We start from the raw sequence: 20,160 nt of genomic DNA, 5'->3' as shown, positions 1-20,160 counted from the left end.
TTCGTGAGGCATGACTGGCGTGCGGCGGGTTTTATTCCCGCGGGCTACTGTTGGGTTGCATGGGCCGGGACAGTCACTGGAAAGAGGACGGTGACGTCCAGGCCGGTTTGCTTCTGCTGATCGGAGAAGTCGAACAGGATTTCGGCACCGATGCGATCGGCAATGGTTTGGACGATAGAAAGGCCCAACCCCGAACCAATCTGCTCGCTGCCCAGAGTGCGGTAGAACGGATCAAAAACCCGGCCCCGTTCCGCCAACGGAATACCAGGGCCCGTGTCCTTGATGTGCAGCCCAGCACGCCTCTCCTCCATACTCACCGAAAGATCGACCCGTCCTCCTTCAGGCGTGTAGCGAATGGCGTTATCGACGAGGTTCTTGACTACGGCGATCATGTCCAGCTCACCGACCCACACGTGCGCGTCCTGAGTTCCCTCGACCCCAATGTCGATGTGCCTGGCCTCGGCCAACGGCATCAGGTCTTCAAGCACGCGGCGGTAGATACCTTGGACGGATATCGGCGACTTCGGCGATTCGGCCACCGACTGCGCGCGGGCCAACGTCAGGAGTTGATCCAGCAGGTTTCTGCCTCGTTCGATTCCCTGGCATAGAACAGTCAGCCGTTCGCGCGCCGGGACGGACATTTCCGTGTCTGCGAGGCGCTCCGCTTGTAGGGACAGGGCGGTCAGCGGCGAGCGAAGCTCGTGCGCGGCATCCGCGACGAAACGGCGCTGAGACTCCATGGACTGACCCACACGCGTGAGCAGGCGATTGATCGCCACGACGAACGGCCGTACCTCGACGGGAAGGTGGCGATCTTCGATGGGATGCAACGCCTGCTCGGCGCGCTGATCGATTTCCTCGGAGAGTGCCGCGATGGGCCGAAACATCTTGCGCACCAGGTCGGCGACGATCAGCAGCAGCACCGGGACCAGGATCAGGAAAGGCATCACGGTGCGCAGCGCACCATCGCGAGCAATTTCATTGCGGAAACCAGACTCCTGGGCCACGGCGATGCGCTCGCCAGCAGCCATCGTCTTGACCAGCACGCGGAATGTCTCGCCGCCGACATCCAGCGTGTGCAGACCATCAGCCAGCGTTGCAGGCAAGGCAAGCAGTCCACCGTCATCCACGGCTACCGAGGTCGGATTAGCGTCGCCCAGGTGTTGAACGATCACGCGCGATTCTTCATCGCCGTCTTTGCTGCGGGTACCGGAATCCGGAGGGGATGGCGACAGGCGCTGCCGATCCATGAGCTGCGCCACCTGGCGCAACACATCGTCTTGCAGTTCGTGCGCTTCATCGAAGGCCGACAGGAACGAAAAAACGCCCGCTACCAAAGCCACGAAAAGAATGCCCACCGACAGGGCAACCGACAGCTTGAGCTGAACCGACTCGTTCAGGCGCCTTTTGAAATCATCCATCCAACCCCTCTGATGTTTTTGATCATTTCGCTGCCCAGCTTGCGCCGCAGCGCATGGATCAGAAATTCGACAGCATTGCTTTCGACTTCTTCTCCCCACCCGTAGATGCGATCTTCCAGCTCGCTGCGTGACAAAATAGCGCCCGGCCGAACCAGCAGCGCTTGCAGTAACGAGAATTCGCGGTTGGACAGTTGCACTGTAGAACCGCCGTTGACGCTGGCCTCTCTCGTGGCCGGATCGAGCGACACCACGCCGTTGCTAAGAACGGGCGCTGCGCTGCCTGCCTTGCGTCGTAGCACGGCACGCATCCTGGCCAACAGTTCAGCCATCTCGAAGGGTTTGAGCACGTAGTCATCGGCCCCGCCGTCCAGGCCGCGCAGGCGGTCATCCAGGCCATCGCGCGCCGTGATGATGAGCAGGCAAACCGGGTTGTCGCTGGCGCGGATGCTGGTCAGTACGTCCAGTCCATCCTTGCCGGGTAGGCCCAGGTCGAGCAACACCAGGTCATAGTGCTGGCAAGCCAGCGTCGTGAGCGCAGTCCGCCCGTTCTTCACCCAGTCCGCCGCATAGCACGCATCATTCAACGCACCCTGGATCGCTTCACCGATCATGGGGTCGTCTTCGACCAGCAATACCCGCATTCCCCCTCCGTTCAATCGTCGTTCAATGTGCGGTCCTGGCTGCCCGCTGTCTGAAGAGCAGGATAGCCGTCAGCATCAAGCCAAGCAGCGCGGCCGACGCCGAATAGCGACTCAAGGCCAGACCACCTGCGCTCGGCGGCTTGTCCAGAAAATCACCGACCACGGCGCCCAACGGGCGGGTCAGGATGAACGCCGCCCAGAACAACAGCGTGCGGGATACGCTGGTCCGGTAGTAAGCGGCCGCGACCAGGGCGAGCAGCCCGCCGAATACGATGGCCGCGCCGCTGTAGCCCAGACCCGCCGTATCGGCCGTCCAGTCGCCCAGCGCCGTGCCCAGGGTCTGGGAGAACATGATCGTCACCCAGTAGAAGGCTTCGGCTTTGGGCGAACTGATCGTGCTCACCGACACGGAGCCTAGCGTGCGATGCCAAACAAACAGCGATCCGAGCAGCATGGCCAGCAGCAAACTCGCGCCGCCAGCGTATCCGATTCCGAGCGAGCGATCCGCAAAATCGGCTAGCGTCGTGCCGACCGTGGTGGTGGCGACGATGGTGGTCCAGTAAAGGAAGGGATGGAATCCTTTGGCCTTGATCTGCGCGATCACGGCGACCAGGAAAATTGCCGCGAAGATGCCGGTTCCGACCAGATAGCCCAGATTCATGGACATCGAGACGGCATCGCCGCCGGTTTCGCCGAGCGTAGTAGCGGCGATCTTGATGAGCCAGAACCCCAGCGTTACTTCGGGGACTTTGGCCAGCGCGCGTTCAGTGGATGTTTTCATCGGACAGGTTCGCTGGTCAGACCTTGCCTTGGAGTGTGTCAAAGGTTTTCACCAGGTTGCCGATGGCTGCCTTGCAATCCTGCTGGTTAGGCGTATCCGCGCGCAGTGCTGCCAAGGCCTTGTCGATGGCCTTGTCGAGCACGTGCCAGTCATCGGCAGCCCGTGGTTTCAGCCCAGCCTCGGCCGAGTCCCAGCTCACCTCCAGATCCTTGATGCGGGCCTTGGCTGCGGGCAGATCGCCATTGTCCACGATGGTTGCCACGTCGCTGGCGATGTTGCGGAACGCCGACAGGTCGCCGAGCCTGGAGACGAGTTTGTCCTGCGATGCCGTGGCGGCCTGCGCGGATGTGGCCGGCGCTGTGCCCGGGCCAACGTGGTCGGCAGACCTGGAACAACCGGCTGCCAGGGCGACGAGAACGGCCGCCGATACGACGGCGACACGACGGGCGATGGGGTGCGCACTGCGCATGGTTTCTCCTGGAGAAGTGGAACGAGGGTTAGTCGGCCGCTGGTGCCGATCGGCCTGCAGTCATGCCGAACTGCGCGACGGCCACCAGCACGACGATCACCATCAGGAACAGGGCGCTGGTCCACATGGCGCCCATGCCGAGGCCGCCGTAGGTCCTGGCCTGGGTCAGTAGATCGCCCAGCGCGGCACCGAACGGACGAGTCAGGATGTAGGCGATCCAGAAGGTCAGCACAGCGTTGCCCCCCATGCGCCAGGCGGCAAAGGCAACGCCGATCAACGCACCGAACGCGACCGCGCCCCAGCTGAAGCCCAGGCCCAACGCCTCGGTCGCCAGATCACCGGCCGCTGTCCCCAGCGCGAAGGTACATAGGATGGCGGCCCAGTAAAACAGCTCCCGGCTGCGCGTCACGATGTCGTGCATCGACAGCGTGCGTTCGACCCGATACCAGACGGAAAAGATCGCGACGAGCGCCACCGCGAACACGAAGGTGCTGACATACAGACTGACCCCCAGGCCGTCGGTTAGCAGGTCAGTGATCTGGGTGCCGACTACGCTGACCAGCACGACCGTCAGCCAGTAGATCCACGCGGTGTAGCGGCGGGTGCGCACCTGCGTGAGCAAGGCGACCGCCAGCAGGGCGGCCATGACCGAGCGGGTGATTCCCTGGCCCCACCCCGCATTGACCGCCAGGAAGTCGGCCCCCGTTTCGCCCACCGTTGTGGACATGATTTTGATGATCCAGAACGACAGTGTGACTTCCGGGACTTTGTTGAGCCAGTCATCCAATCGGGGCGCGGGCAATTTGTTCATGGTGTTCTCGTGCCGAAGTGAAAAGGATTGCCGTCAGTCTGACGAGGCTGCCTTAGCTGAGCCATAGGGTCGCTCGCGTTGTGGAACGCCGCGCGACGCGATCGCCGTGCGACAGCACACCTTCCAGCTCGAAGAGAAGCAGCGTGACGCGTTGCGCTGCGCGCCTAGCGCGTTTTCTGTCGCAACGGCCTGAAGAACTTGCGGATCTCGGCCGCGAGCAACGCGGGCTTTTCCATCGCCGCGAAATGCCCGCCGCCCGGCATTTCGCTCCACTGCGCGACGTTGAAGGTTCTTTCGAGCCAGCTGCGCGGCGGATGATTGATCTCCTTCGGAAACAGCGCGAAGCCGACTGGCGTGTCGATGCGCTGGCCGTCGGAGAAACGCATCGGCTGCAGGCGGTTTTCCCAATACATCTGCATCGCCGGGCCGATGCACTGCGTGAACCAGTACAGCGAGATATTGGTCAGCAGATCGTCTTTCGAGAACACGCTTTCCACGTCGCCGCCGCAGTCGCTCCACGCGCGAAACTTCTCGCCGATCCATGCGGCGAGTCCCACCGGCGAATCGTTCAGCGATGCGGCGATGGTCAGCGGCCTGGTGCTGTGCTGATGCGCGTAGCCGCCTTCGAGTGCTGCCCAGTCGTTCTTCTCGCGCAGATAGTCCTGCTCGGCCGACGTCAGCTCCAGCTGCGCCGCGCCGATCGCGGGCTCGTAGGAACTCGGCAGGAAGTTCAGATGGATGCCGTCGACCGCCTGCGGATGATGCGAGGCCAATGCGATCGACACGCCCGCGCCGAGATCGCCGCCCTGCGCGCCGAAGCGCTCGTAGCCGAGCCCGCGCATCAGCGCCACCCACAGGTCCGCGACCTGGAACGCGGACGTGCCGGCCTGCGCGGGCGCAGGCGAAAACGCGAAGCCCGGCAGCGACGGCGTGACGACGTCGAACGCATCGGCGGGATCGGCGCCGAACGCGGCCGGATCGCACAACTGATCGAGCAGCGCGTGAAACTCGAAGAATGAGCCGGGCCAGCCGTGCGTGATCACGAGCGGATAAGCTTGGAAGCCTGGCACGACACTGGCGGCCCGCCGATGCGCGAAGTGCACGGTCTGGCCGTCCACGTCGGCGAGAAATTGCGGCAGCTGGTTCAACCTGCGTTCGGCCGCGCGCCAGTCGAATTGCCCGGCCCAATAGGTCGCGAGTTCGCGCAGCCAGGCCGGGTCGGCGCCCTGCTGCCACGCGGGCGCGGGCGTCGCGGGTGTCCAGCGCGTGGCGCGGATGCGGCGGCGCAGTTCGTCGATGTCCTGATCGGCGATCCCTATCTCAAACGGGTGGATCTGCATGAGGCGTCCTGGCTCAGTGGGCGGTTCACCGTCATCGTACGCGCGTCGGGCGAAAACCGGATAATGGGCGTCCGTTCCGTACGATTGATTCCCCGACCCACAGGAGATTGACGCGATGTCCGCTTATGAATCCAAGGTGCCGCGAGTGCTGCTGACGAACGACGACGGTATCGACGCGCCCGGCCTCGCCGTGCTCGAAGCCGTTGCCGCCGAGCTCGCGCACGAAGTCTGGGTGGTCGCGCCCGAGCACGACCAGAGCGGTACGTCGCATTCGATCAGCCTGCATTCGCCGCTGCGCGTGAGCCGCCAGGGCGAGCGCCGTTTCGGCGTGACCGGCACGCCCGGCGATTGCGTCGTGATGGGCGTGCGTCATCTGATGCGCGAGGCGCCGCCGTCGCTCGTATTGTCCGGCGTCAATCGCGGCGGCAACCTCGGCATCGAAACGATGTTCTCGGGCACGGTCGGCGCGGCGATGACGGGTCTGCTGCTCGGGCTGCCGTCGTTCGCGCTGAGCCAGGCGTTCAGCGATCGTGAGCGGGTGCGCTGGGACACCGCGCGCACGCTCGCGCCCGGCGTGATCCGCAAGTTGCTCGCGATCGAGCATGCGGCGCCGACCTGCCTGAACATCAACTTTCCGGACGTCGATGCCGCCGACGCCGGTCCGCTGACGCCGACGCGCCAGGGCGTCGGGCTCGTCAGGGACATCGAGGTGCTGGCGGAAGTCGATCCGCGCGGCATCCCGTATCACTGGCTGCGCTTCGAACGCGGCCCCCGCGACAACGATGCCGACAGCGAAACGGCAACGGTCGCGGCGGGTCGCGTATCGGTCACGCCGCTCGCGTTCGATCGCACCGATGAAGCCACCTTCGCGCGGCTCGCCGCGTCGTTGAGCTGACGGCTGCTGGAGACGCGGCGCGAGGCCCTGATTCAGTGCGCCCCTGATCCCGCTGGCTCGGGTCTGCCGAACGCGGGCATCGTACCGTTCTCACGCGCGCGCACGAGTTCGGCCTCTACCTCGGCGCGGGACTTGGGGGCGTTGCTGGAAACCGCGGTCGCGGTTTGCGTCGCCTGGTCCGAGCGCTGCATCGACCATGGCGACTCGACGCCTTGCGTGGCGTACTGCGGCAACGGCCATGCGTGTGGCGTGACGCCGGCCGCTTTTTTCGCGGACCGGTCGGCGGTGGAACTTTTGCGGTGACTGCCGCCGCGCGCATGATGTGTACCCGATGTGGTCGCAATGCTTTGCGCTGAGCGCGGTTTCGTCGCGGTGCCCGACGCGCCTTTGCCATGCTCGCCCGACGCCACGCGGCTATGGTGGGCGTGGCTGGTCGTTGTCGGGGCCGGCGCCTGTGTCCGGTTCGCCGTCACCGCGGGCTGCGGCGCCAAATTCGTCTGCTGTGGCTGTGGCTGCGGCTGCACTTGCGCCTTGTTCGCCTCCCGCGCGAACTGTAGCGCCGCGATGGCCAGCGCGTCGCCCGCCTGTGCTCCAATCGACGCGGCCGGCTGAGCCCGCAAGGCGGTCACGTCATCGCGCAGCGCATGGCGGCGCGTGGCCTGCGCGCCGGCCCGGCCTTCGCTCTGTCCCGCCGCCCCGTCCGTGGTGCTGACGCCGCGCTCTGTGTCGGCGGCGAAGCTCGCGCCCTGGCCGGACGACCAGTCGTTGTCGAGCTGCGACACATAGGCCCCAATCGTCACCGCGCCGAAGACGAGGCCCGTCAACACGATCATTCTCGGTTCGCTATACAAGGCACGCTCCCCATTCCAACACGCACGCGCATCCGACCGACCCATGGATCAAATTGTGGGCGATCCGAATCACAGTGTTTTCCTTTTAGACCCAACATCCGACGAATCGGCGGATCTGGTCGGGGATGTGTCCGAAATCGACGGGCATTGTTCTGTTCAAACAGGATCAGCGCGACGCTGCGCAAGGGTACGGCGCTCGGGCGGACGGCGACGACGGGCGGCATGGAGGGTGCTGTGAGCGTGGGTAATTGGATAGGATTATGCCCGCGCTCGCGCGCGCTCTCGCACGTGACTCGCGCGCCCTGCTCTGGCAAATCCGGGAATCCAATCACTTTGTCGCCTGCTGCGCCGCGACACGTAGCGGCGATGATGCCGGCGGCTCGCCGTAGCGGTGGCGATCATGTCGTGGGAGGGTTTCATGAAAACCTTGCAACGCAGCCGATTTCACCCGGCCGTCCTGACGTACCTCGTCCTTCTCGTTTTATCTGCCGTTGCAGGCGGACTGGTCCATCCGGTTCCACACGCTGCAGCGGACGAGGGGATCAATAACCTGCCGCTGACGCACGTCGCCGATATCCCGTTGCCGGGTCGCGCGACTCGGCTGGACTACGAAAGCTACGATCCCGATCGCCACCTGCTGTTCATCGCACACCTCGGCGACGGGGAGGTGATTGTCGTTGATGTGAATGCATCGCGCGTGATCGGGCGAATTCCTGACGTCTCATCGGTTCACGGCCTGCTCGCCATTCCCGGCATGTCGCGCGTATACGCCTCGGCGACTGGAACGGACGAGATCGTCGCAATCGACGAGGCAACGCTCAAGATAGTCGCACGCATGCCTGGCGGACACTACCCCGACGGGATGGCTTACGCGCCCGACGTGCATAAACTCTACGCATCAGACGAGACCGGTGGCACCGAGACAGTCGTTGACGTCCAGAGCAACCAGCGTGTCGCGACCATTCCGCTTGGTGGCGAGGTTGGCAATACGCAATACGATTCGCAATCGCATCACATCTTCGTCAGTGTTCAGACACGCAACGAACTCGTTGAAATCGACCCGACGATCGACAGGATCGTTGCCCGTCATGCGCTCCCGGGAGCCCAACAGAACCATGGACTGTTGATCGATTCACCTGACCGGCTTGCCTTCGTCGCCTGTCAGGGCAACCACAAGCTGCTCGTGTTCGATATGGGAGCACGGCGGGTCGTGCAGTCGTTCGACATCGGCAAAGACCCGGACGTGCTCGCGTTCGATCCGGCACTGGGCAGGCTGTATGTGGCCGGGGAAGCCGGCATCGTTTCCATCTTCAGTGTCAAAGGCTCGAATGTCACCAAAATCGGCGAAGGCCGGCTCGGGCCGAACGCGCACGTGGTCGCTATCGACCCCGCCACCCATCACACATTTTTCCCGCTGAAGAACGTTGACGGACATCCCGTGCTGCGCGTAATGGCGCCCAGGTAATGTCGGCGTCTGGTCGGACAAGCGAGTGCAGATTGCGAATCTGCCACTCGCTCAGCGCCTCATGCTTCGCGACGATTTCCTCAACGTAAAGGATCGCGTCACGGTGATTTGTCGCCTCGAAGTGCTCGCGAAGGGACTTTCCGCCGACCGTAATGCCTTCCAACACCACCTTGGTTTCGCGCAGCGTCAGTGTGTTGCCTTCGATCGCGTTCGAGTGATACGTCCACTCCAGCGTCAGCTTCTCGCGCAGTGACGCAACGGTGTGGGTCGGCAGCGGGCGCGCGGCCTCGAGCGTCGCCTTGTCAGCGTCAATCGTCAACAGCAGCGCGACAGTTTGATTCGACATTCCTCTCTCGAACTAAGGTCCATTACGCCAACCGTATATCGCCAATGGCGGCTTAACCCTTTCCACCAAATTACCCGGAACAGTTAGCCTGTCAACCGGCAAATAAAATACGGACACCCCTGAAAACCCGCTTTGATCCCGCTTCAAACCGCATATATTTCCGGATTAGCCGTAATCGACAAAAACTTCCCCGTCTTCCCATCGAGCGCGAGCATGTCGCCGCTTTCGATATTGAAGATCCACCCATGCAGCCGCAGCGTCCTGTTCGCGAGCCCGACCGCCACCGACGGATGCGTGCGGATATTGGCGAGCTGCGCGATCACGTTGTCCTCGACCAGCGCCGCGAGACGCTCCGCATCCGAGCCATAGTGGCGCGACGCGTTGATCGCCTTCGCCGCATCCGCGTGACGCAGCCAGCTCGCGACCGCCGGCATGTGCTCGAGATTCGTGCAGGCCGAGATCGCGGTCATCGCGCCGCAGTTCGAATGGCCGCAGATCACGATGTTGGTCACGCCGAGTACGGCGATCGCATATTCGACGGTCGCCGACACGCCACCCGGTTCCGGGCCGTACGACGGCACGATGTTGCCCGCGTTGCGAATCACGAACAACGAGCCCGGCTCGGACTGCGTCAGCAGTTCGGGCACCACGCGGCTGTCCGAACAGGTCACGAAGAGCGTGCTGGGATTCTGCGCGGTCGACAAACGCTTGAAGAGCGCGCTTTGCTGCGGAAAGACCTCGCGTTGAAAGCGGATCAGACCTTCGATGATTTCCTGCACGATATTCTCCAGAGAATCGAAGAGACGGATTTAAATTGCCGCGACTATACCGCAGCCTTTCAATCGTCGCGCGAATCACAGTGCTAAGCGCCGGACGCGCCTGCGGCGAATTGCCAGCGCAATCATGGCGTGCTTGCACGCGCCATAAAAAAGACCCGGCTGCCGGCAGCCGGGTCCAACTCTCTCGCTCACTCACCTGAATCGGTGCGTGCAGCACAACTGTAGGCGCGCCGGCGCGGCGAATACAGACGCCGCGGTGGAAGAGTCCTTTCCGCCGCGACCGCAATGGCTTTACCCGATGAAATCGAGCGGGTCGCTCAATCGAAGTCGCGCGTCTCGAGTTCCACGGACCGTCCCCCATTTCGTTCGAGCACCCGCCGCGTAGCATTTTCAATGCGGGCGCGGTTCGCCTCGAACGCTCCCACCAGATCGTGAGCCGAGGGGCTGCCGTTGCCGAGGTTGCCGTTGCCGAAATGGTCATTGAGCGCGTCGAGCGACACGCTGCACCATACGTCCGTCCCGTCCACATTGGCTTCGAAAGCGACGCGCGCAGCAGCCACCGCTTCCCGGCGTCCGGTGAATTCGATCCTCATAATGGTCCTCCATGTGTCAAAGGGAAACCAGAATACGCAATGGTCGTGCCCATACTGGCCGGCTGGCCAACTGCCCGGGCGCGAGCACGCATTCTCCGCAAGGTGCATACGCCTGACCGGCCGCCACGCGCGGCCGCGTTGATGCGTCGCGGCACAGCCTCCAGCGGGCCGCCGACGCGCTCAACATACCGATACTACGCTCTTCATGTCCCGCGGCCTTGTCTTCACGCGTTCGAGTCGCGCGGCGTAGTGAGCGGCGCGCGTGTGCGAGCGCTACGACCCGCTTGCCGGCAGCGTCGCCACGAAGAAATCGCGCACCTGTGCGGCGGTTCGCGCATGAATCGCGGCGCGGTCGACACCGGGCCCGTCCTTGCAGATCGGCGCCAGACGCTCGACGGCCGCCGGCTCGCACACATCCATGAACGTATAGTGCGACGCGCCCGACACCATCGTCACCGTCGCTTGCGGCATGAAGCCCGCGATGCGGTGAATGTTGGTGTTGACCGGCGCGGTCGTATCGGCCTCGCCCGCGAGCAGCGCGACCGGAATCGTCACTTCCCTGAACGACGAGCTGTTGAATGCCTCGCCGAGCGCCGGCGCAATCGCGAACGCGGCCTTGATGCGCGGATCGCGATACGAGTCGCCCGAATGCGCGCGCGATGCGTTCGCTTCGGCCGATAGCCTCTCCACCGTCAGCGCCGGCGCGCCCGCTTCGTGCGCGAGACTCGCGGCTTCGGGCGGCGAGCAGATCGCATCGGCTTCGGGCGACGTGCAGAAGCGCTCCATGGGCGAGAGCGTCGTCGACACCGTCAAGCGCCACGATAGCGGTCTGCGCGGCGCGGGGCGGTGCAGAACTTGCGGACTTTTGCGGGTTCGTGCCTTCGCGTTTTGCCAGCAGGCGGGCGGCCCGTTCGCGCGCTGCGTCACATTATGATCGACAACGCACGCGGCTTACTGACAGTTGGCAGGCTTTCACGGCGCGGTCAACCGCCCTTCCCATACAGCGTCGAATCGGCGAACCCTTCGGCTGCCAGCACCTGCCCGACCAGAATCAGCGCGGTGCGCTCGATCGCGCTGCCCTGCACTTTCGCGACGATATCGTCGAGCGTGCCGGCGATCTTCTCCTCGTCGGGCCAGCTCGCGCGATAAATCACCGCGATCGGACACGCGCCGCCGTAATGCGGCCGCAATTCATCGACGATGCGCGTGAGATGCCGCACGCCGAGGTGAATCGCCAGCGTCGCGCGATGCCGCGCGAGATCGGCCAACCGCTCGCCGTCGGGCATCGACGTTTTGCTCGCATAGCGCGTGAGGATCAGCGTCTGCGACACGCCGGGCAGCGTCAGCTCGCAACCGAGCGCCGCCGCGCACGCGGCCGTCGCGGTCACGCCGGGCACGATTTCATACGGAATGCCCAGTTCGCGCAAGCGGCGGATCTGCTCGCCGATCGCACCGTACAGCGACGGATCGCCCGAATGCACGCGCGCGACGTGCTGCCCGTTCGCGTGCGCCGCCGCGAGCAACGCGACGATCTGGTCGAGATCGAGTTCCGCGGTGTTGATTAGCTGTTCGGCGCTGTGCCCTTCGAGCACCGCCGCCGGCACCAGCGACCCCGCATACAGGATCACCGGGCTACTGCGCACGAGGCGCTGCCCTTTCACCGTGATCAGCTCCGGGTCGCCCGGACCCGCGCCGATAAAAAACACTGTCATTCAGCACTCCGAGATTGGCTCAATTATCTGAATCGGGATGCGCCCCTGGGCGCAACGCATCGACAAGATCGGCAACGGTGGCGAACTCGCGATCGACAGCGGGCAACCGCGGCCGTCGCAACATGATCACCGGCAAGCCACGCTCGCGCGCGACCTCGAGCTTGGCCTCGGTCGCGCCGCCACCGCTGTTCTTGCTGACGACCACGTCGAACGCCTGCAGCGCGAACAGCGCGCGTTCGCCGTCGAGCGTGAACGGTCCGCGCGCCGAGAGGATGCGCGAGCGTGCGGTGTCCGGATGCGCATCGAGCACGCGCACGGTCCAAAATTGATGCGGCGGAATCTCATCGAGATGCGCGAGCGGTTCGCGACCGAGCGTGAAAAGCGGCCGCCTGAACGGCGCGAGCGTGTCGATCAGTTCGTTCCAGTCATCGACCATGCGCCAGTCGTCGCCGACTTGCGGCCGCCACGCTGGACGCCGCAGCGCCCAGCACGGCACCTTCGCCGCGCGGCACGCGTCTACGGCATTCGCGCTGATCCTCGCCGCGTACGGATGCGTCGCGTCGATCACGAGGCCGATCGCTTCGCTCGCAAGGTAACGCGCAAGGCCCTCGCTGCCGCCGAAGCCGCCGACACGCACCGCGCACGCCAGGTCGTCGGGCACCTTGCCCAGTCCCGCGAGACTGTACACCTGCGCGGGGCCGAGTTGACGCGCGATCTTCAGCGCGTCGCCGGTGCCGCCGAGCAGCAGGATGCGCGTCATCGCGCGACTCCGACGATGTTGCCCTGCCGGTCGATCGCGAAGATTTCGACGCTGACCTGCGGCGGCACGATATCGCGAGCAACGGCCAAAGCGTGCTGACAGACGATATCGCCGAGCGGCACCTGCCGCGCGTGAGCGAGCGCGAGCGCCTGCTGGCTCGTGTTGGCCGCGCGCATCGCCGCTTGCAGCGCGGCGTCCGCGCCGTGCGCGGCGGCCCAGCCGGCGAGCTGTTCGAGATCGATGCTCGAGTTGCGGCTATGCAGATCGAGATGGCCGGCCGCGAGCTTGCTGAGCTTGCCGAAGCCGCCGCAAATGCTCAGACGCTCGACCGGCGCGCGCTTCATATGCTTGAGCACCGCGCCGACAAAATCGCCCATTTCGATCAGCGCGATATCGGGCAGGCCGTAGTGCGCGCGCATCGCGTCCTCGCTCGCGTTGCCGGTGCAGGCGGCCACATGCGTATAGCCATTCGCGCGCGCGACGTCGATGCCCTGATGGATCGACGCGATATACGCCGAGCACGAAAACGGCCGCACGATGCCGGTGGTGCCGAGGATCGACAGTCCACCGACAATCCCGAGACGCGGGTTCATCGTTTTCAGCGCGAGCGCTTCGCCGCCTTCGACGCCGATCGTCACTTCGAAGCCGCCGCGATACGCGTGGCGCGCGGCGAGTTCGACGAGGTGCTGCGTCATCATCTGGCGCGGGACCGGGTTGATCGCGGGCTCGCCCACCGGCAGCGTGAGACCCGCGCGCGTGACCGTGCCGACGCCCAGCCCAGCGCGAAAGCTCACACCGGGCTCGGGCACGAGGCGCACGCGCGCGAACACGAGCGCGCCGTGCGTCACGTCGGGATCGTCGCCGGCATCCTTGATCGTGCCGGCTTCGGCAACCCGTTCGCCATCGATGGCGGCGAGACGACAGAACGCGAGCCGCATCGTCACATGCTGGCCCTTCGGCAACACGATCTCCGCGACCTCGCTGAACTCGCCCGCCAGCAGCAGACGCGCGGCCGCCAGCGACGTCGCGGTCGCGCAACTGCCGGTCGTATAGCCGCTGCGCAGCGGCGCCGGTTGTTCGGGGGTCTCGTCACGCATCACGAATCGGTCGACAGTTGCGCGGGTTTCGTCACTTCGAGCAGCGTGATCGGCAACGCCTGCCGCCACGTATCGAAGCCGCCGAGAGCTTGCGCGTGCGCGAGCGCGATGCGCGTCAGCGTGCCGCCATGCCGCTCGCGCCACGCGGCGAGCACCGCCTCGCCTTGCAGCGTCACCGCGTTCGCAATGAGCCGGCCGCCGTCGCGCAGTTGGGCCCAACAGATGTCGAGCAGGTCCGGCTGCGTCACTCCACCGCCGATAAACACCGCGTGCGGCGCCGGCAGCCCACGTAACGCGTCCGGCGCGCGGCCGGCCACGAGTTGCAGCCCGGGCACGCCCAAAGCATCGCGGTTCTGTTCGATGAAGCGCTGCCGCGCTTCGTGCGCTTCGATCGCGATCGCGCGACACGTGGGATGCGCGCGCATCCATTCGATACCGATCGAACCGCTGCCCGCGCCGACGTCCCACAGCAATTCGCCGGGCGCGGGCGCGAGGCGCGCGAGCGTGATCGCGCGCACGTCGCGCTTGGTCAACTGGCCGTCGTGGATGAAGGCGTCGTCGGGTAAGCCGCAGGTCAGCGGCAGACGCGGCGCGTGCGCGGACGCGCGGCAGTCGAGCGCGATCAGATTGAGCGCGGCCATCTCGCCGGCCGGCCATCGATCCGCGCGGCCATCGACACGCCGTTCGCGTTCGCCACCCAGATGTTCGAGCACGGTGATGCAGGTGGCGCCGAAACCGCGCGCAGCGAGCGACGCCGCCAACGCCGCCGGCGTACCTCCATCCGCGCTCAACACGAACAGGCGCGCGCCGTCATGCAGATGCGTATTCAGCGCGGCGAGCGGCCGGCCGACCAGGGACACGGTCGCGACATCCTGCAACGGCCAGCCGAGCCGCGCGGCCGCCAGCGACAACGACGACGGTGCGGGCAGCACGCGCAGCTCGCCGGCCGGTAACTTCCGCGCGAGCGTCGCGCCGACGCCGAACAGCATCGGGTCGCCGCTCGCGAGCACGCACACCGCGTGCGGACGCTCGGCCAGCAACGGCGCGAGATCGAACGGACGCGGCCACGCGGCGCGGCGCGCGGCGAGCCGCGCGGGCAGCATCGCCAGATGGCGCTCACCGCCGTACACGACCGCCGCGCCCAGCAAAGCACGCCGCGCGGGCCGCCCCAGACCGGCGAAGCCGTCGTCGCCAATGCCCACCACGGTCAGCCATGCCGGCATCTATCCATCCTCATCGGTTGCGTCGATTCTTTAGCGATTGCGCCACGCCGCGTCACGCGTGCGGCTGCGCGCAGGGTCGAACGGCGGGTTGCGAAAGTCCGCATGATACCGCCGCCATGCGCCCCGCGGGTTCGCGGCGCGGCGCAATGCCGTCGGGCTCGGCGGCATCCCGCGATGGCCGACAATCAGGCGCTGCGGCCGCAGCCTGAAGATATAATGGCCGCTTTCTTTGCTCACGGTCAGCCCGAAGCGCTGTTCGGCCGCCCGGTTCGCGCCGGCCCTCATCGGGCAGCATGCAGCGAGGCCGCAGCCATGCCGTCGCGCGACACTAAACCCGGTGTCCTCTTGAATCGAGCTTCGCCTCCCACCGTTTTGCCCCACGCGGTCACGGCACCGCGGTCCTCGGCATGTCCGGGGCTGCTGCGCATCGTCCCCGCGCGCGACGGCGGCATCTGCCGCATCAAGCTGCCGGGCGGCGTGCTAAGCGCGACACAGGCACGCGCGATCGCCGATGCCAGCACACGGCACGCGAACGGCGTCGCCGAGCTAACCAATCGCGCGAACCTGCAACTGCGCGGCGTGCGCAGCGGACACGAAGCGGCGTTGAGCGCGGCGTTGATTCGCGCCGGGCTTGGACCGGCTGCCGAGCTTTCTTCCGCACACGCCACCGCGAACCACCCGCATACCACCGACCCTACCGCACTCAGTTGCGCCGACGACGTGCGCAACGTGATGATCAGCCCCGCCGCCGGCCGCGATCCGCACGCGCTGATCGACACGACGCCGCTGTGCGGAGCATTGCTCACGCTGCTGCAAAGCGACCCGCGCTTCGTCGCGTTGTCGCCGAAATTCGCGCTGCTGCTCGACGGCGGCGAACAACTCGCGCGAGTCGATCATCCGCATGACGTGTGGCTCGCGGCGTCGCCTGACGAAGCGGGTGTGCGCTTCGTATTCGGCCTCGCGGGGTGTCCGGGTTCGGCTGGCGCGACCGCAACCAACAGCACCAACGCAAGCGTCGGCGAGCATCGCGAGGCCAACGGCACGGGCGCGCTTGCGGCCGTGCCGCTGTCGCGCGTGCCCGAGCTCGTGCGCGCGTTGCTGCACACGTTCCTCGACCTCGCCGCCGCCGACGCGACCCGCATGCGCGACCTGCTCGCCACGCACTCCGCCGACGCGCTGCTGCGGCACGCGCAGCGCTACGTCGATTTCCCGCTCGCGCGCGACGCATCGCTGAGCCACTGGCAGCGCCACATCGCCGCCGACGCGTCGCTGCGGCTCGGCGCGCACGCGCAGCGCGACGACGGCACGTGGCACGTCGGCGGCCAACCGTCGCTCGGCCGTATCGACGCGGCCACGCTGCGCCAGCTGGCCGCGCTCGCGCAACAACACGGCAACGGCATGCTGCACGCCACGCCGTGGCAAAGCGTGCTGCTGCCCGACATCGCGACGACCGCGGTGCCCGCGGTGCTCGCGAAGCTGAGCGCACTCGAGCTCGCCTGCGATCCCGCCCAGGCCATCACGCATGTGATCGCCTGCGCCGGTTCGGCCGGCTGCGCGAATGGCCTCGCCGACACCAGGAGCGACGCGCTGCGACTCGCCGAGTGCTTACCCGCCGGCGTCGACGTGCATCTGAGCGGCTGCCCGCGCTCGTGCGCGGCCGCGCATCGCGCGCCCTACACGCTGCTCGCCGCCGCGCCCGGCCGCTACGACCTTTATCGACGCGACGGCCGCCCCGGCTTCGGCCAATGCGTCGCGCCGCAACTGACGATCGACGAGGCCGCCGCGCTGCTCGCGCGCCTCGCCCGGAGTACTCCACATGCTTGATTACATTCGCGACGGTCAGCAGATCTATCGCCAATCGTTCGCGACGATTCGCGCGGAAGCCGACCTCGCGCGCATCCCCGCCGACCTCGAAAAACTCGCGGTGCGCGTGATCCACGCGTGCGGCATGGTCGATGTGATCGACGACCTCGCGTTCCGCGACGGCGCCGGTAGCGCGGGCCGCCGCGCGCTCGCGCAAGGCGCGCCGATCCTGTGCGACGCGGGCATGGTCGCGCAAGGCATCACGCGCGCGCGACTGCCCGCGAACAACGAAGTGATCTGCACGCTCGCGCACCCGGACGTGCCCGCGCTCGCGCGCGAAATCGGCAACACGCGCTCGGCCGCAGCGCTCGAATTGTGGCGTCCGCATCTGGCGGGCAGCGTCGTCGTGATCGGCAATGCGCCGACCGCGCTGTTTCATCTGCTCGACATGCTCGACGCCGGCGCGCCGAAGCCCGCGCTGATTCTCGGCTTTCCGGTCGGTTTCGTCGGCGCGGCCGAATCGAAAGCGGCGCTTGCGCAAGACAGCCGTGGCGTGCCGTACGTGGTCGTGCACGGACGGCGCGGCGGCAGCGCGATGGCCGCCGCCGCGGTCAACGCGCTCGCCACGGAGGTCGAATAAATGGCGAGCCAGCTAACCCGTCGCGCCCGGCTATACGGCATCGGCGTCGGTCCCGGGGACCCTGAACTGATCACGTTGAAGGCGCTGCGTCTGCTAAAGGCCGCGCCGGTGGTCGCGTATTTCGTCGCGAAGGGCAAGAAAGGCAACGCGTTCGGCATCGTCGAGGCGCATCTGCACGACGCGCAGCAGCAACTGCCGCTCGTGTATCCGGTCACGACCGAAGCGCTCGAACCGCCGCTGTCGTATGAAGCGATCATCGCGGACTTCTACGACACCGCCGCCGAGATCGTCGCGGGCCATCTCGACGCGGGCCGCGACGTCGCCGTGATCTGCGAAGGCGATCCGTTTTTCTACGGCTCGTACATGTATCTGCACGACCGGCTCGCGGCGCGCTACGACAGTGAAGTCGTGCCCGGCGTGTGCTCGATGCTCGGCGGCGCGGCGGTGCTCGGGGCGCCGCTCGTGTATCGCAACCAGAGCTTGTCGGTGCTGTCGGGCGTGCTGCCCGAAGACGAATTGCGCCGCCGTCTCGCCGATGCCGACGCGGCGGTCATCATGAAACTCGGCCGCAATTTCGACAAGGTGCGGCGCGTGCTCGACGAACTCGGACTCGCGCAGCGCGCGCTGTACGTCGAACGCGCGACGATGCGCAATCAGCGCATCGTGCCGCTCACCGAAGTCGATCCGATGGCGTCGCCGTATTTTTCGTTGCTGGTCGTGCCGGGGCAAAAATGGCAAGGATGAACCCGCCCGCCATTGTGATTCTCGGCGCGGGCGCGCTCGCGACCGCGCGGCGAATTCAGACGCTGTATGTCGAACGTGGCGAGCACGTCGCGGCGGGCGTTGCCGCGCACTGCCGGGTGCATGCATTGCAAGGCCGCGTCGAGGCCGATGTCTCGTACACCGAACTCGGCGCGCATCTGCGCGAGCTGTACGCGCGCGGCACGCCGATCGTCGCGTTGTGCGCGGCCGGCATCGTGATTCGCTGCCTTGCGCCGCTGCTGTCGAACAAAGGCGCCGAGCCGCCGGTGCTCGCGGTCGCCGAGGACGGCAGCGCGGTCGTGCCGCTGCTAGGCGGGCTCGCGGGCGTCAACCTGATGGCACGCGACATCGCCGCCGCGTTGGCCGTGCAGCCCGCGATCACGACCAGCGGCGAACTGCGCTTCGGCACCTGCGTGCTCAATCCGCCGGACGGCTATGCGCTCGCCGACCTCGGCCAGGGCAAGCGCTTCGTGTCGGATCTGCTCGCGGGCGAAAGCACGCGCATCGAAGGCGACGCGCCGTGGCTCGACGACGCGCAACTGCCACGCTCGGCATCGGCGCGTCTCGCGATTCGCGTGACGCCGCGCGCGTGGGATGGGCGGCAAGACGAGCTCGTGATCCATCCGCGCAGTGTGGTGGCGGCGGTGGTCATCGACGATGCGTGCGCTCGAGCCAACGCCACTGCCGCCGACACGATCGTCGCACGCGTGCGCGCGGCACTGAACGCGCGCGGTTTCGCAGCGCTTTCGCTCGCGGCGTTGCTCGCGCCATCGGCAAGCATGGCCGCCCCGGCGCTCGCGCAAGCGGCAACGCTTCTCGGGGTGCCGCTGCGCTTCGCCGATGCCAGCGCCGAAAATGGCGGACCGGGCGCGGCGGCGCTGCTGCGCGCCGCGCTGCGCATCCCCCACGAGACGCTGCACGACGGAGCGCACGCGAGCGTCGCGCTCGCCCTCTGCCCGCTCGCCATCGACCCCGCGACGATCGGCCGTGCCCGCGGTCGTCTGAGCGTGATCGGCCTCGGCCCCGGCCGCGCCGAACTGATGGTGCCGGCCGCGCGCACCGCGTTGAGCGAAGCGACCGACATTCTCGGCTACGACACCTACGTGAAAATGGCCGGCCCGCTGCGCGCCGATCAGCGTGTGCACGGCACCGACAATCGCGAGGAAATGCAGCGCGCGCGCCACGCGTTCGAGCTAGCGAGCGAAGGCCGCTCGGTCGTGATGGTGTCCTCGGGCGACCCAGGCGTGTTCGCGATGGCGGCCGCGGTGCTCGAAGCGCTCGACGCTTCCCGGAACGACGCATGGGCCGCCGTCGAGCTAACGATCGTGCCGGGCGTGTCGGCCGCGCTCGCGACCGCCGCGCAGGCCGGCGCGCCGCTCGGCCACGACTTCTGCATGCTGTCGCTGTCGGACAACCTGAAGCCGTGGACCATTATCGAAGCCCGCCTGCGCCATGCCGCGCAAGCCGACCTCGTGATGGCGTTCTACAACCCGGTTTCGCGCGCGCGTCCGTGGCAACTCGACAAGGCGCTCGACATCGTGCGGGAGTATCGCGCGCCATCGACGCAAGTGGTGCTGGGGCGCGACATCGGCCGGCCCGGCGGCACGCTGCGCACACTGACGCTCGGCGAGCTTCGCTCGGCCGACGTGGATATGCGCACGATGGTGATCGTCGGGTCGTCGCTGACGCGAAGATTCGCTTGCGGCGATAACGGCACGCAGTGGGTGTACACGCCGCGCTGGTACGAGTAAGCGGGACGTACCCATACCTG

Annotated in this window: 21 protein-coding genes and 1 pseudogene; 6 read left to right on the top strand and 16 right to left on the bottom strand. The window is 66.5% G+C overall.

Features of this window, described 5'->3' with window-relative positions:
- Positions 1-44 precede the first annotated feature (44 nt).
- From OKW43_RS10485 to OKW43_RS10460, 6 genes are all read right to left on the bottom strand, one after another.
- On the bottom strand, positions 45-1,421 hold the full coding sequence (locus OKW43_RS10485; protein ID WP_429447035.1) for an ATP-binding protein: 1,377 nt from the start codon (positions 1,419-1,421) through the stop codon (positions 45-47).
- The gene (locus OKW43_RS10480) at positions 1,397-2,062 is read right to left on the bottom strand and encodes a response regulator transcription factor (protein WP_429447033.1); all 666 of its coding nucleotides are present in this window, start codon (positions 2,060-2,062) and stop codon (positions 1,397-1,399) included. The genes OKW43_RS10485 and OKW43_RS10480 overlap by 25 nt, the downstream gene beginning before the upstream one ends.
- 22 nt (positions 2,063-2,084) lie before the next feature.
- Positions 2,085-2,843: a COG4705 family protein gene (locus OKW43_RS10475; RefSeq protein WP_429447031.1), complete on the bottom strand. Its 759-nt coding sequence runs from the start codon at positions 2,841-2,843 to the stop codon at positions 2,085-2,087.
- A gap of 16 nt (positions 2,844-2,859) precedes the next feature.
- Entirely contained in the window at positions 2,860-3,312 is a 453-nt protein-coding gene (locus OKW43_RS10470) for a hypothetical protein (RefSeq protein ID WP_187634198.1), read from the bottom strand.
- A 28-nt stretch (positions 3,313-3,340) separates the two neighbouring features.
- The gene (locus tag OKW43_RS10465; RefSeq protein WP_187634197.1) at positions 3,341-4,123 is read right to left on the bottom strand and encodes a COG4705 family protein; all 783 of its coding nucleotides are present in this window, start codon (positions 4,121-4,123) and stop codon (positions 3,341-3,343) included.
- Between the two features lie 164 nt (positions 4,124-4,287).
- Positions 4,288-5,463 carry an epoxide hydrolase family protein gene (locus tag OKW43_RS10460; RefSeq protein WP_429447029.1) on the bottom strand — a complete coding sequence of 392 codons (1,176 nt, stop codon included), beginning with the start codon at positions 5,461-5,463 and terminating at the stop codon, positions 4,288-4,290.
- A 115-nt stretch (positions 5,464-5,578) separates the two neighbouring features.
- Between OKW43_RS10460 and surE the strand changes: the two genes are divergently transcribed.
- The gene (surE, locus tag OKW43_RS10455) at positions 5,579-6,358 is read left to right on the top strand and encodes a 5'/3'-nucleotidase SurE (RefSeq protein ID WP_187634195.1); all 780 of its coding nucleotides are present in this window, start codon (positions 5,579-5,581) and stop codon (positions 6,356-6,358) included.
- Between the two features lie 32 nt (positions 6,359-6,390).
- Here surE and OKW43_RS10450 read toward each other — a convergent pair whose 3' ends face one another.
- Positions 6,391-7,191: a DUF4148 domain-containing protein gene (locus OKW43_RS10450; protein ID WP_429447028.1), complete on the bottom strand. Its 801-nt coding sequence runs from the start codon at positions 7,189-7,191 to the stop codon at positions 6,391-6,393.
- Positions 7,192-7,627: 436 nt separating this feature from the next.
- Here OKW43_RS10450 and OKW43_RS10445 point away from each other — a divergent pair, with 436 nt between their 5' ends.
- Positions 7,628-8,674, top strand: coding sequence for a YncE family protein (locus OKW43_RS10445; protein ID WP_429447027.1), 1,047 nt, complete (start codon positions 7,628-7,630; stop codon positions 8,672-8,674).
- Between the two features lies 1 nt (position 8,675).
- Here the strand turns inward: OKW43_RS10445 and OKW43_RS10440 are convergent.
- The 9 genes and pseudogenes from OKW43_RS10440 to OKW43_RS10400 form a co-directional block, all read right to left on the bottom strand.
- A pseudogene (locus tag OKW43_RS10440) lies at positions 8,676-9,020 on the bottom strand (Fic family protein); the annotation flags it as partial.
- Between the two features lie 143 nt (positions 9,021-9,163).
- Positions 9,164-9,799 (bottom strand): carbonic anhydrase, encoded by a 636-nt coding sequence (locus OKW43_RS10435; RefSeq protein ID WP_187634192.1) that lies wholly within the window; start codon positions 9,797-9,799, stop codon positions 9,164-9,166.
- Positions 9,800-10,116: 317 nt separating this feature from the next.
- Entirely contained in the window at positions 10,117-10,392 is a 276-nt protein-coding gene (locus OKW43_RS10430; RefSeq protein ID WP_187634191.1) for a DUF1488 domain-containing protein, read from the bottom strand.
- A 273-nt stretch (positions 10,393-10,665) separates the two neighbouring features.
- Positions 10,666-11,199, bottom strand: a complete 534-nt coding sequence (locus OKW43_RS10425) for an alpha/beta hydrolase family protein (protein ID WP_429447026.1) — start codon at positions 11,197-11,199, stop codon at positions 10,666-10,668.
- 176 nt (positions 11,200-11,375) lie between these two features.
- Positions 11,376-12,104, bottom strand: a complete 729-nt coding sequence (gene cobM, locus OKW43_RS10420) for a precorrin-4 C(11)-methyltransferase (protein ID WP_429447025.1) — start codon at positions 12,102-12,104, stop codon at positions 11,376-11,378.
- A gap of 19 nt (positions 12,105-12,123) precedes the next feature.
- Positions 12,124-12,864, bottom strand: coding sequence for a cobalt-precorrin-6A reductase (locus OKW43_RS10415; protein WP_429447024.1), 741 nt, complete (start codon positions 12,862-12,864; stop codon positions 12,124-12,126).
- Positions 12,861-13,961, bottom strand: a complete 1,101-nt coding sequence (locus tag OKW43_RS10410) for a cobalt-precorrin-5B (C(1))-methyltransferase (RefSeq protein WP_429447023.1) — start codon at positions 13,959-13,961, stop codon at positions 12,861-12,863. Before OKW43_RS10410 ends, OKW43_RS10415 begins: the two co-directional genes overlap by 4 nt.
- Entirely contained in the window at positions 13,961-15,184 is a 1,224-nt protein-coding gene (gene cbiE, locus OKW43_RS10405) for a precorrin-6y C5,15-methyltransferase (decarboxylating) subunit CbiE (protein ID WP_429447022.1), read from the bottom strand. Before cbiE ends, OKW43_RS10410 begins: the two co-directional genes overlap by 1 nt.
- 30 nt (positions 15,185-15,214) lie before the next feature.
- Positions 15,215-15,469 (bottom strand): hypothetical protein, encoded by a 255-nt coding sequence (locus OKW43_RS10400; RefSeq protein ID WP_429447415.1) that lies wholly within the window; start codon positions 15,467-15,469, stop codon positions 15,215-15,217.
- 27 nt (positions 15,470-15,496) lie between these two features.
- On the opposite strand from OKW43_RS10400, the gene cobG reads away from it, so the two are divergent.
- The 4 genes from cobG to cobJ are packed head-to-tail and all read left to right on the top strand — an operon-like array spanning position 15,497 to position 20,140.
- Complete coding sequence (gene cobG, locus OKW43_RS10395; RefSeq protein WP_429447392.1) at positions 15,497-17,008, top strand: precorrin-3B synthase; 1,512 nt, start codon at positions 15,497-15,499, stop codon at positions 17,006-17,008.
- Complete coding sequence (locus OKW43_RS10390; protein ID WP_187634185.1) at positions 17,001-17,627, top strand: precorrin-8X methylmutase; 627 nt, start codon at positions 17,001-17,003, stop codon at positions 17,625-17,627. Before cobG ends, OKW43_RS10390 begins: the two co-directional genes overlap by 8 nt.
- Positions 17,628-18,371, top strand: coding sequence for a precorrin-2 C(20)-methyltransferase (locus tag OKW43_RS10385; protein ID WP_187634184.1), 744 nt, complete (start codon positions 17,628-17,630; stop codon positions 18,369-18,371). It begins immediately after the preceding gene.
- Positions 18,368-20,140 carry a precorrin-3B C(17)-methyltransferase gene (cobJ, locus tag OKW43_RS10380; protein ID WP_187634273.1) on the top strand — a complete coding sequence of 591 codons (1,773 nt, stop codon included), beginning with the start codon at positions 18,368-18,370 and terminating at the stop codon, positions 20,138-20,140. Before OKW43_RS10385 ends, cobJ begins: the two co-directional genes overlap by 4 nt.
- Positions 20,141-20,160: the final 20 nt, after the last annotated feature.

Origin of the sequence: Paraburkholderia sp. WC7.3g (assembly GCF_050436345.1) — a bacterium.
GTDB lineage: Bacteria > Pseudomonadota > Gammaproteobacteria > Burkholderiales > Burkholderiaceae > Paraburkholderia > Paraburkholderia podalyriae.
This window is presented reverse-complemented; position numbering and strand designations above follow the sequence as displayed.

Bases quoted from the DNA above. Each gene is read 5' to 3' on its own strand.
- OKW43_RS10400 (WP_429447415.1), bottom strand. From the start codon at position 15,469: ATGAGGGCCGGCGCGAACCGGGCGGCCGAACAGCGCTTCGGGCTGACC.
- cobM (WP_429447025.1), bottom strand. From the start codon at position 12,104: ATGACAGTGTTTTTTATCGGCGCGGGTCCGGGCGACCCGGAGCTGATC.
- cobJ (WP_187634273.1), top strand. From the start codon at position 18,368: ATGAACCCGCCCGCCATTGTGATTCTCGGCGCGGGCGCGCTCGCGACC.
- OKW43_RS10450 (WP_429447028.1), bottom strand. From the start codon at position 7,191: ATGATCGTGTTGACGGGCCTCGTCTTCGGCGCGGTGACGATTGGGGCC.
- OKW43_RS10410 (WP_429447023.1), bottom strand. From the start codon at position 13,961: ATGCGTGACGAGACCCCCGAACAACCGGCGCCGCTGCGCAGCGGCTAT.
- OKW43_RS10475 (WP_429447031.1), bottom strand. From the start codon at position 2,843: ATGAAAACATCCACTGAACGCGCGCTGGCCAAAGTCCCCGAAGTAACG.
- OKW43_RS10415 (WP_429447024.1), bottom strand. From the start codon at position 12,864: ATGACGCGCATCCTGCTGCTCGGCGGCACCGGCGACGCGCTGAAGATC.
- OKW43_RS10430 (WP_187634191.1), bottom strand. From the start codon at position 10,392: ATGAGGATCGAATTCACCGGACGCCGGGAAGCGGTGGCTGCTGCGCGC.
- OKW43_RS10445 (WP_429447027.1), top strand. From the start codon at position 7,628: ATGAAAACCTTGCAACGCAGCCGATTTCACCCGGCCGTCCTGACGTAC.
- cbiE (WP_429447022.1), bottom strand. From the start codon at position 15,184: ATGCCGGCATGGCTGACCGTGGTGGGCATTGGCGACGACGGCTTCGCC.
- OKW43_RS10480 (WP_429447033.1), bottom strand. From the start codon at position 2,062: ATGCGGGTATTGCTGGTCGAAGACGACCCCATGATCGGTGAAGCGATC.
- OKW43_RS10390 (WP_187634185.1), top strand. From the start codon at position 17,001: ATGCTTGATTACATTCGCGACGGTCAGCAGATCTATCGCCAATCGTTC.
- OKW43_RS10465 (WP_187634197.1), bottom strand. From the start codon at position 4,123: ATGAACAAATTGCCCGCGCCCCGATTGGATGACTGGCTCAACAAAGTC.
- OKW43_RS10470 (WP_187634198.1), bottom strand. From the start codon at position 3,312: ATGCGCAGTGCGCACCCCATCGCCCGTCGTGTCGCCGTCGTATCGGCG.
- cobG (WP_429447392.1), top strand. From the start codon at position 15,497: ATGCCGTCGCGCGACACTAAACCCGGTGTCCTCTTGAATCGAGCTTCG.
- surE (WP_187634195.1), top strand. From the start codon at position 5,579: ATGTCCGCTTATGAATCCAAGGTGCCGCGAGTGCTGCTGACGAACGAC.
- OKW43_RS10385 (WP_187634184.1), top strand. From the start codon at position 17,628: ATGGCGAGCCAGCTAACCCGTCGCGCCCGGCTATACGGCATCGGCGTC.
- OKW43_RS10460 (WP_429447029.1), bottom strand. From the start codon at position 5,463: ATGCAGATCCACCCGTTTGAGATAGGGATCGCCGATCAGGACATCGAC.
- OKW43_RS10485 (WP_429447035.1), bottom strand. From the start codon at position 1,421: ATGGATGATTTCAAAAGGCGCCTGAACGAGTCGGTTCAGCTCAAGCTG.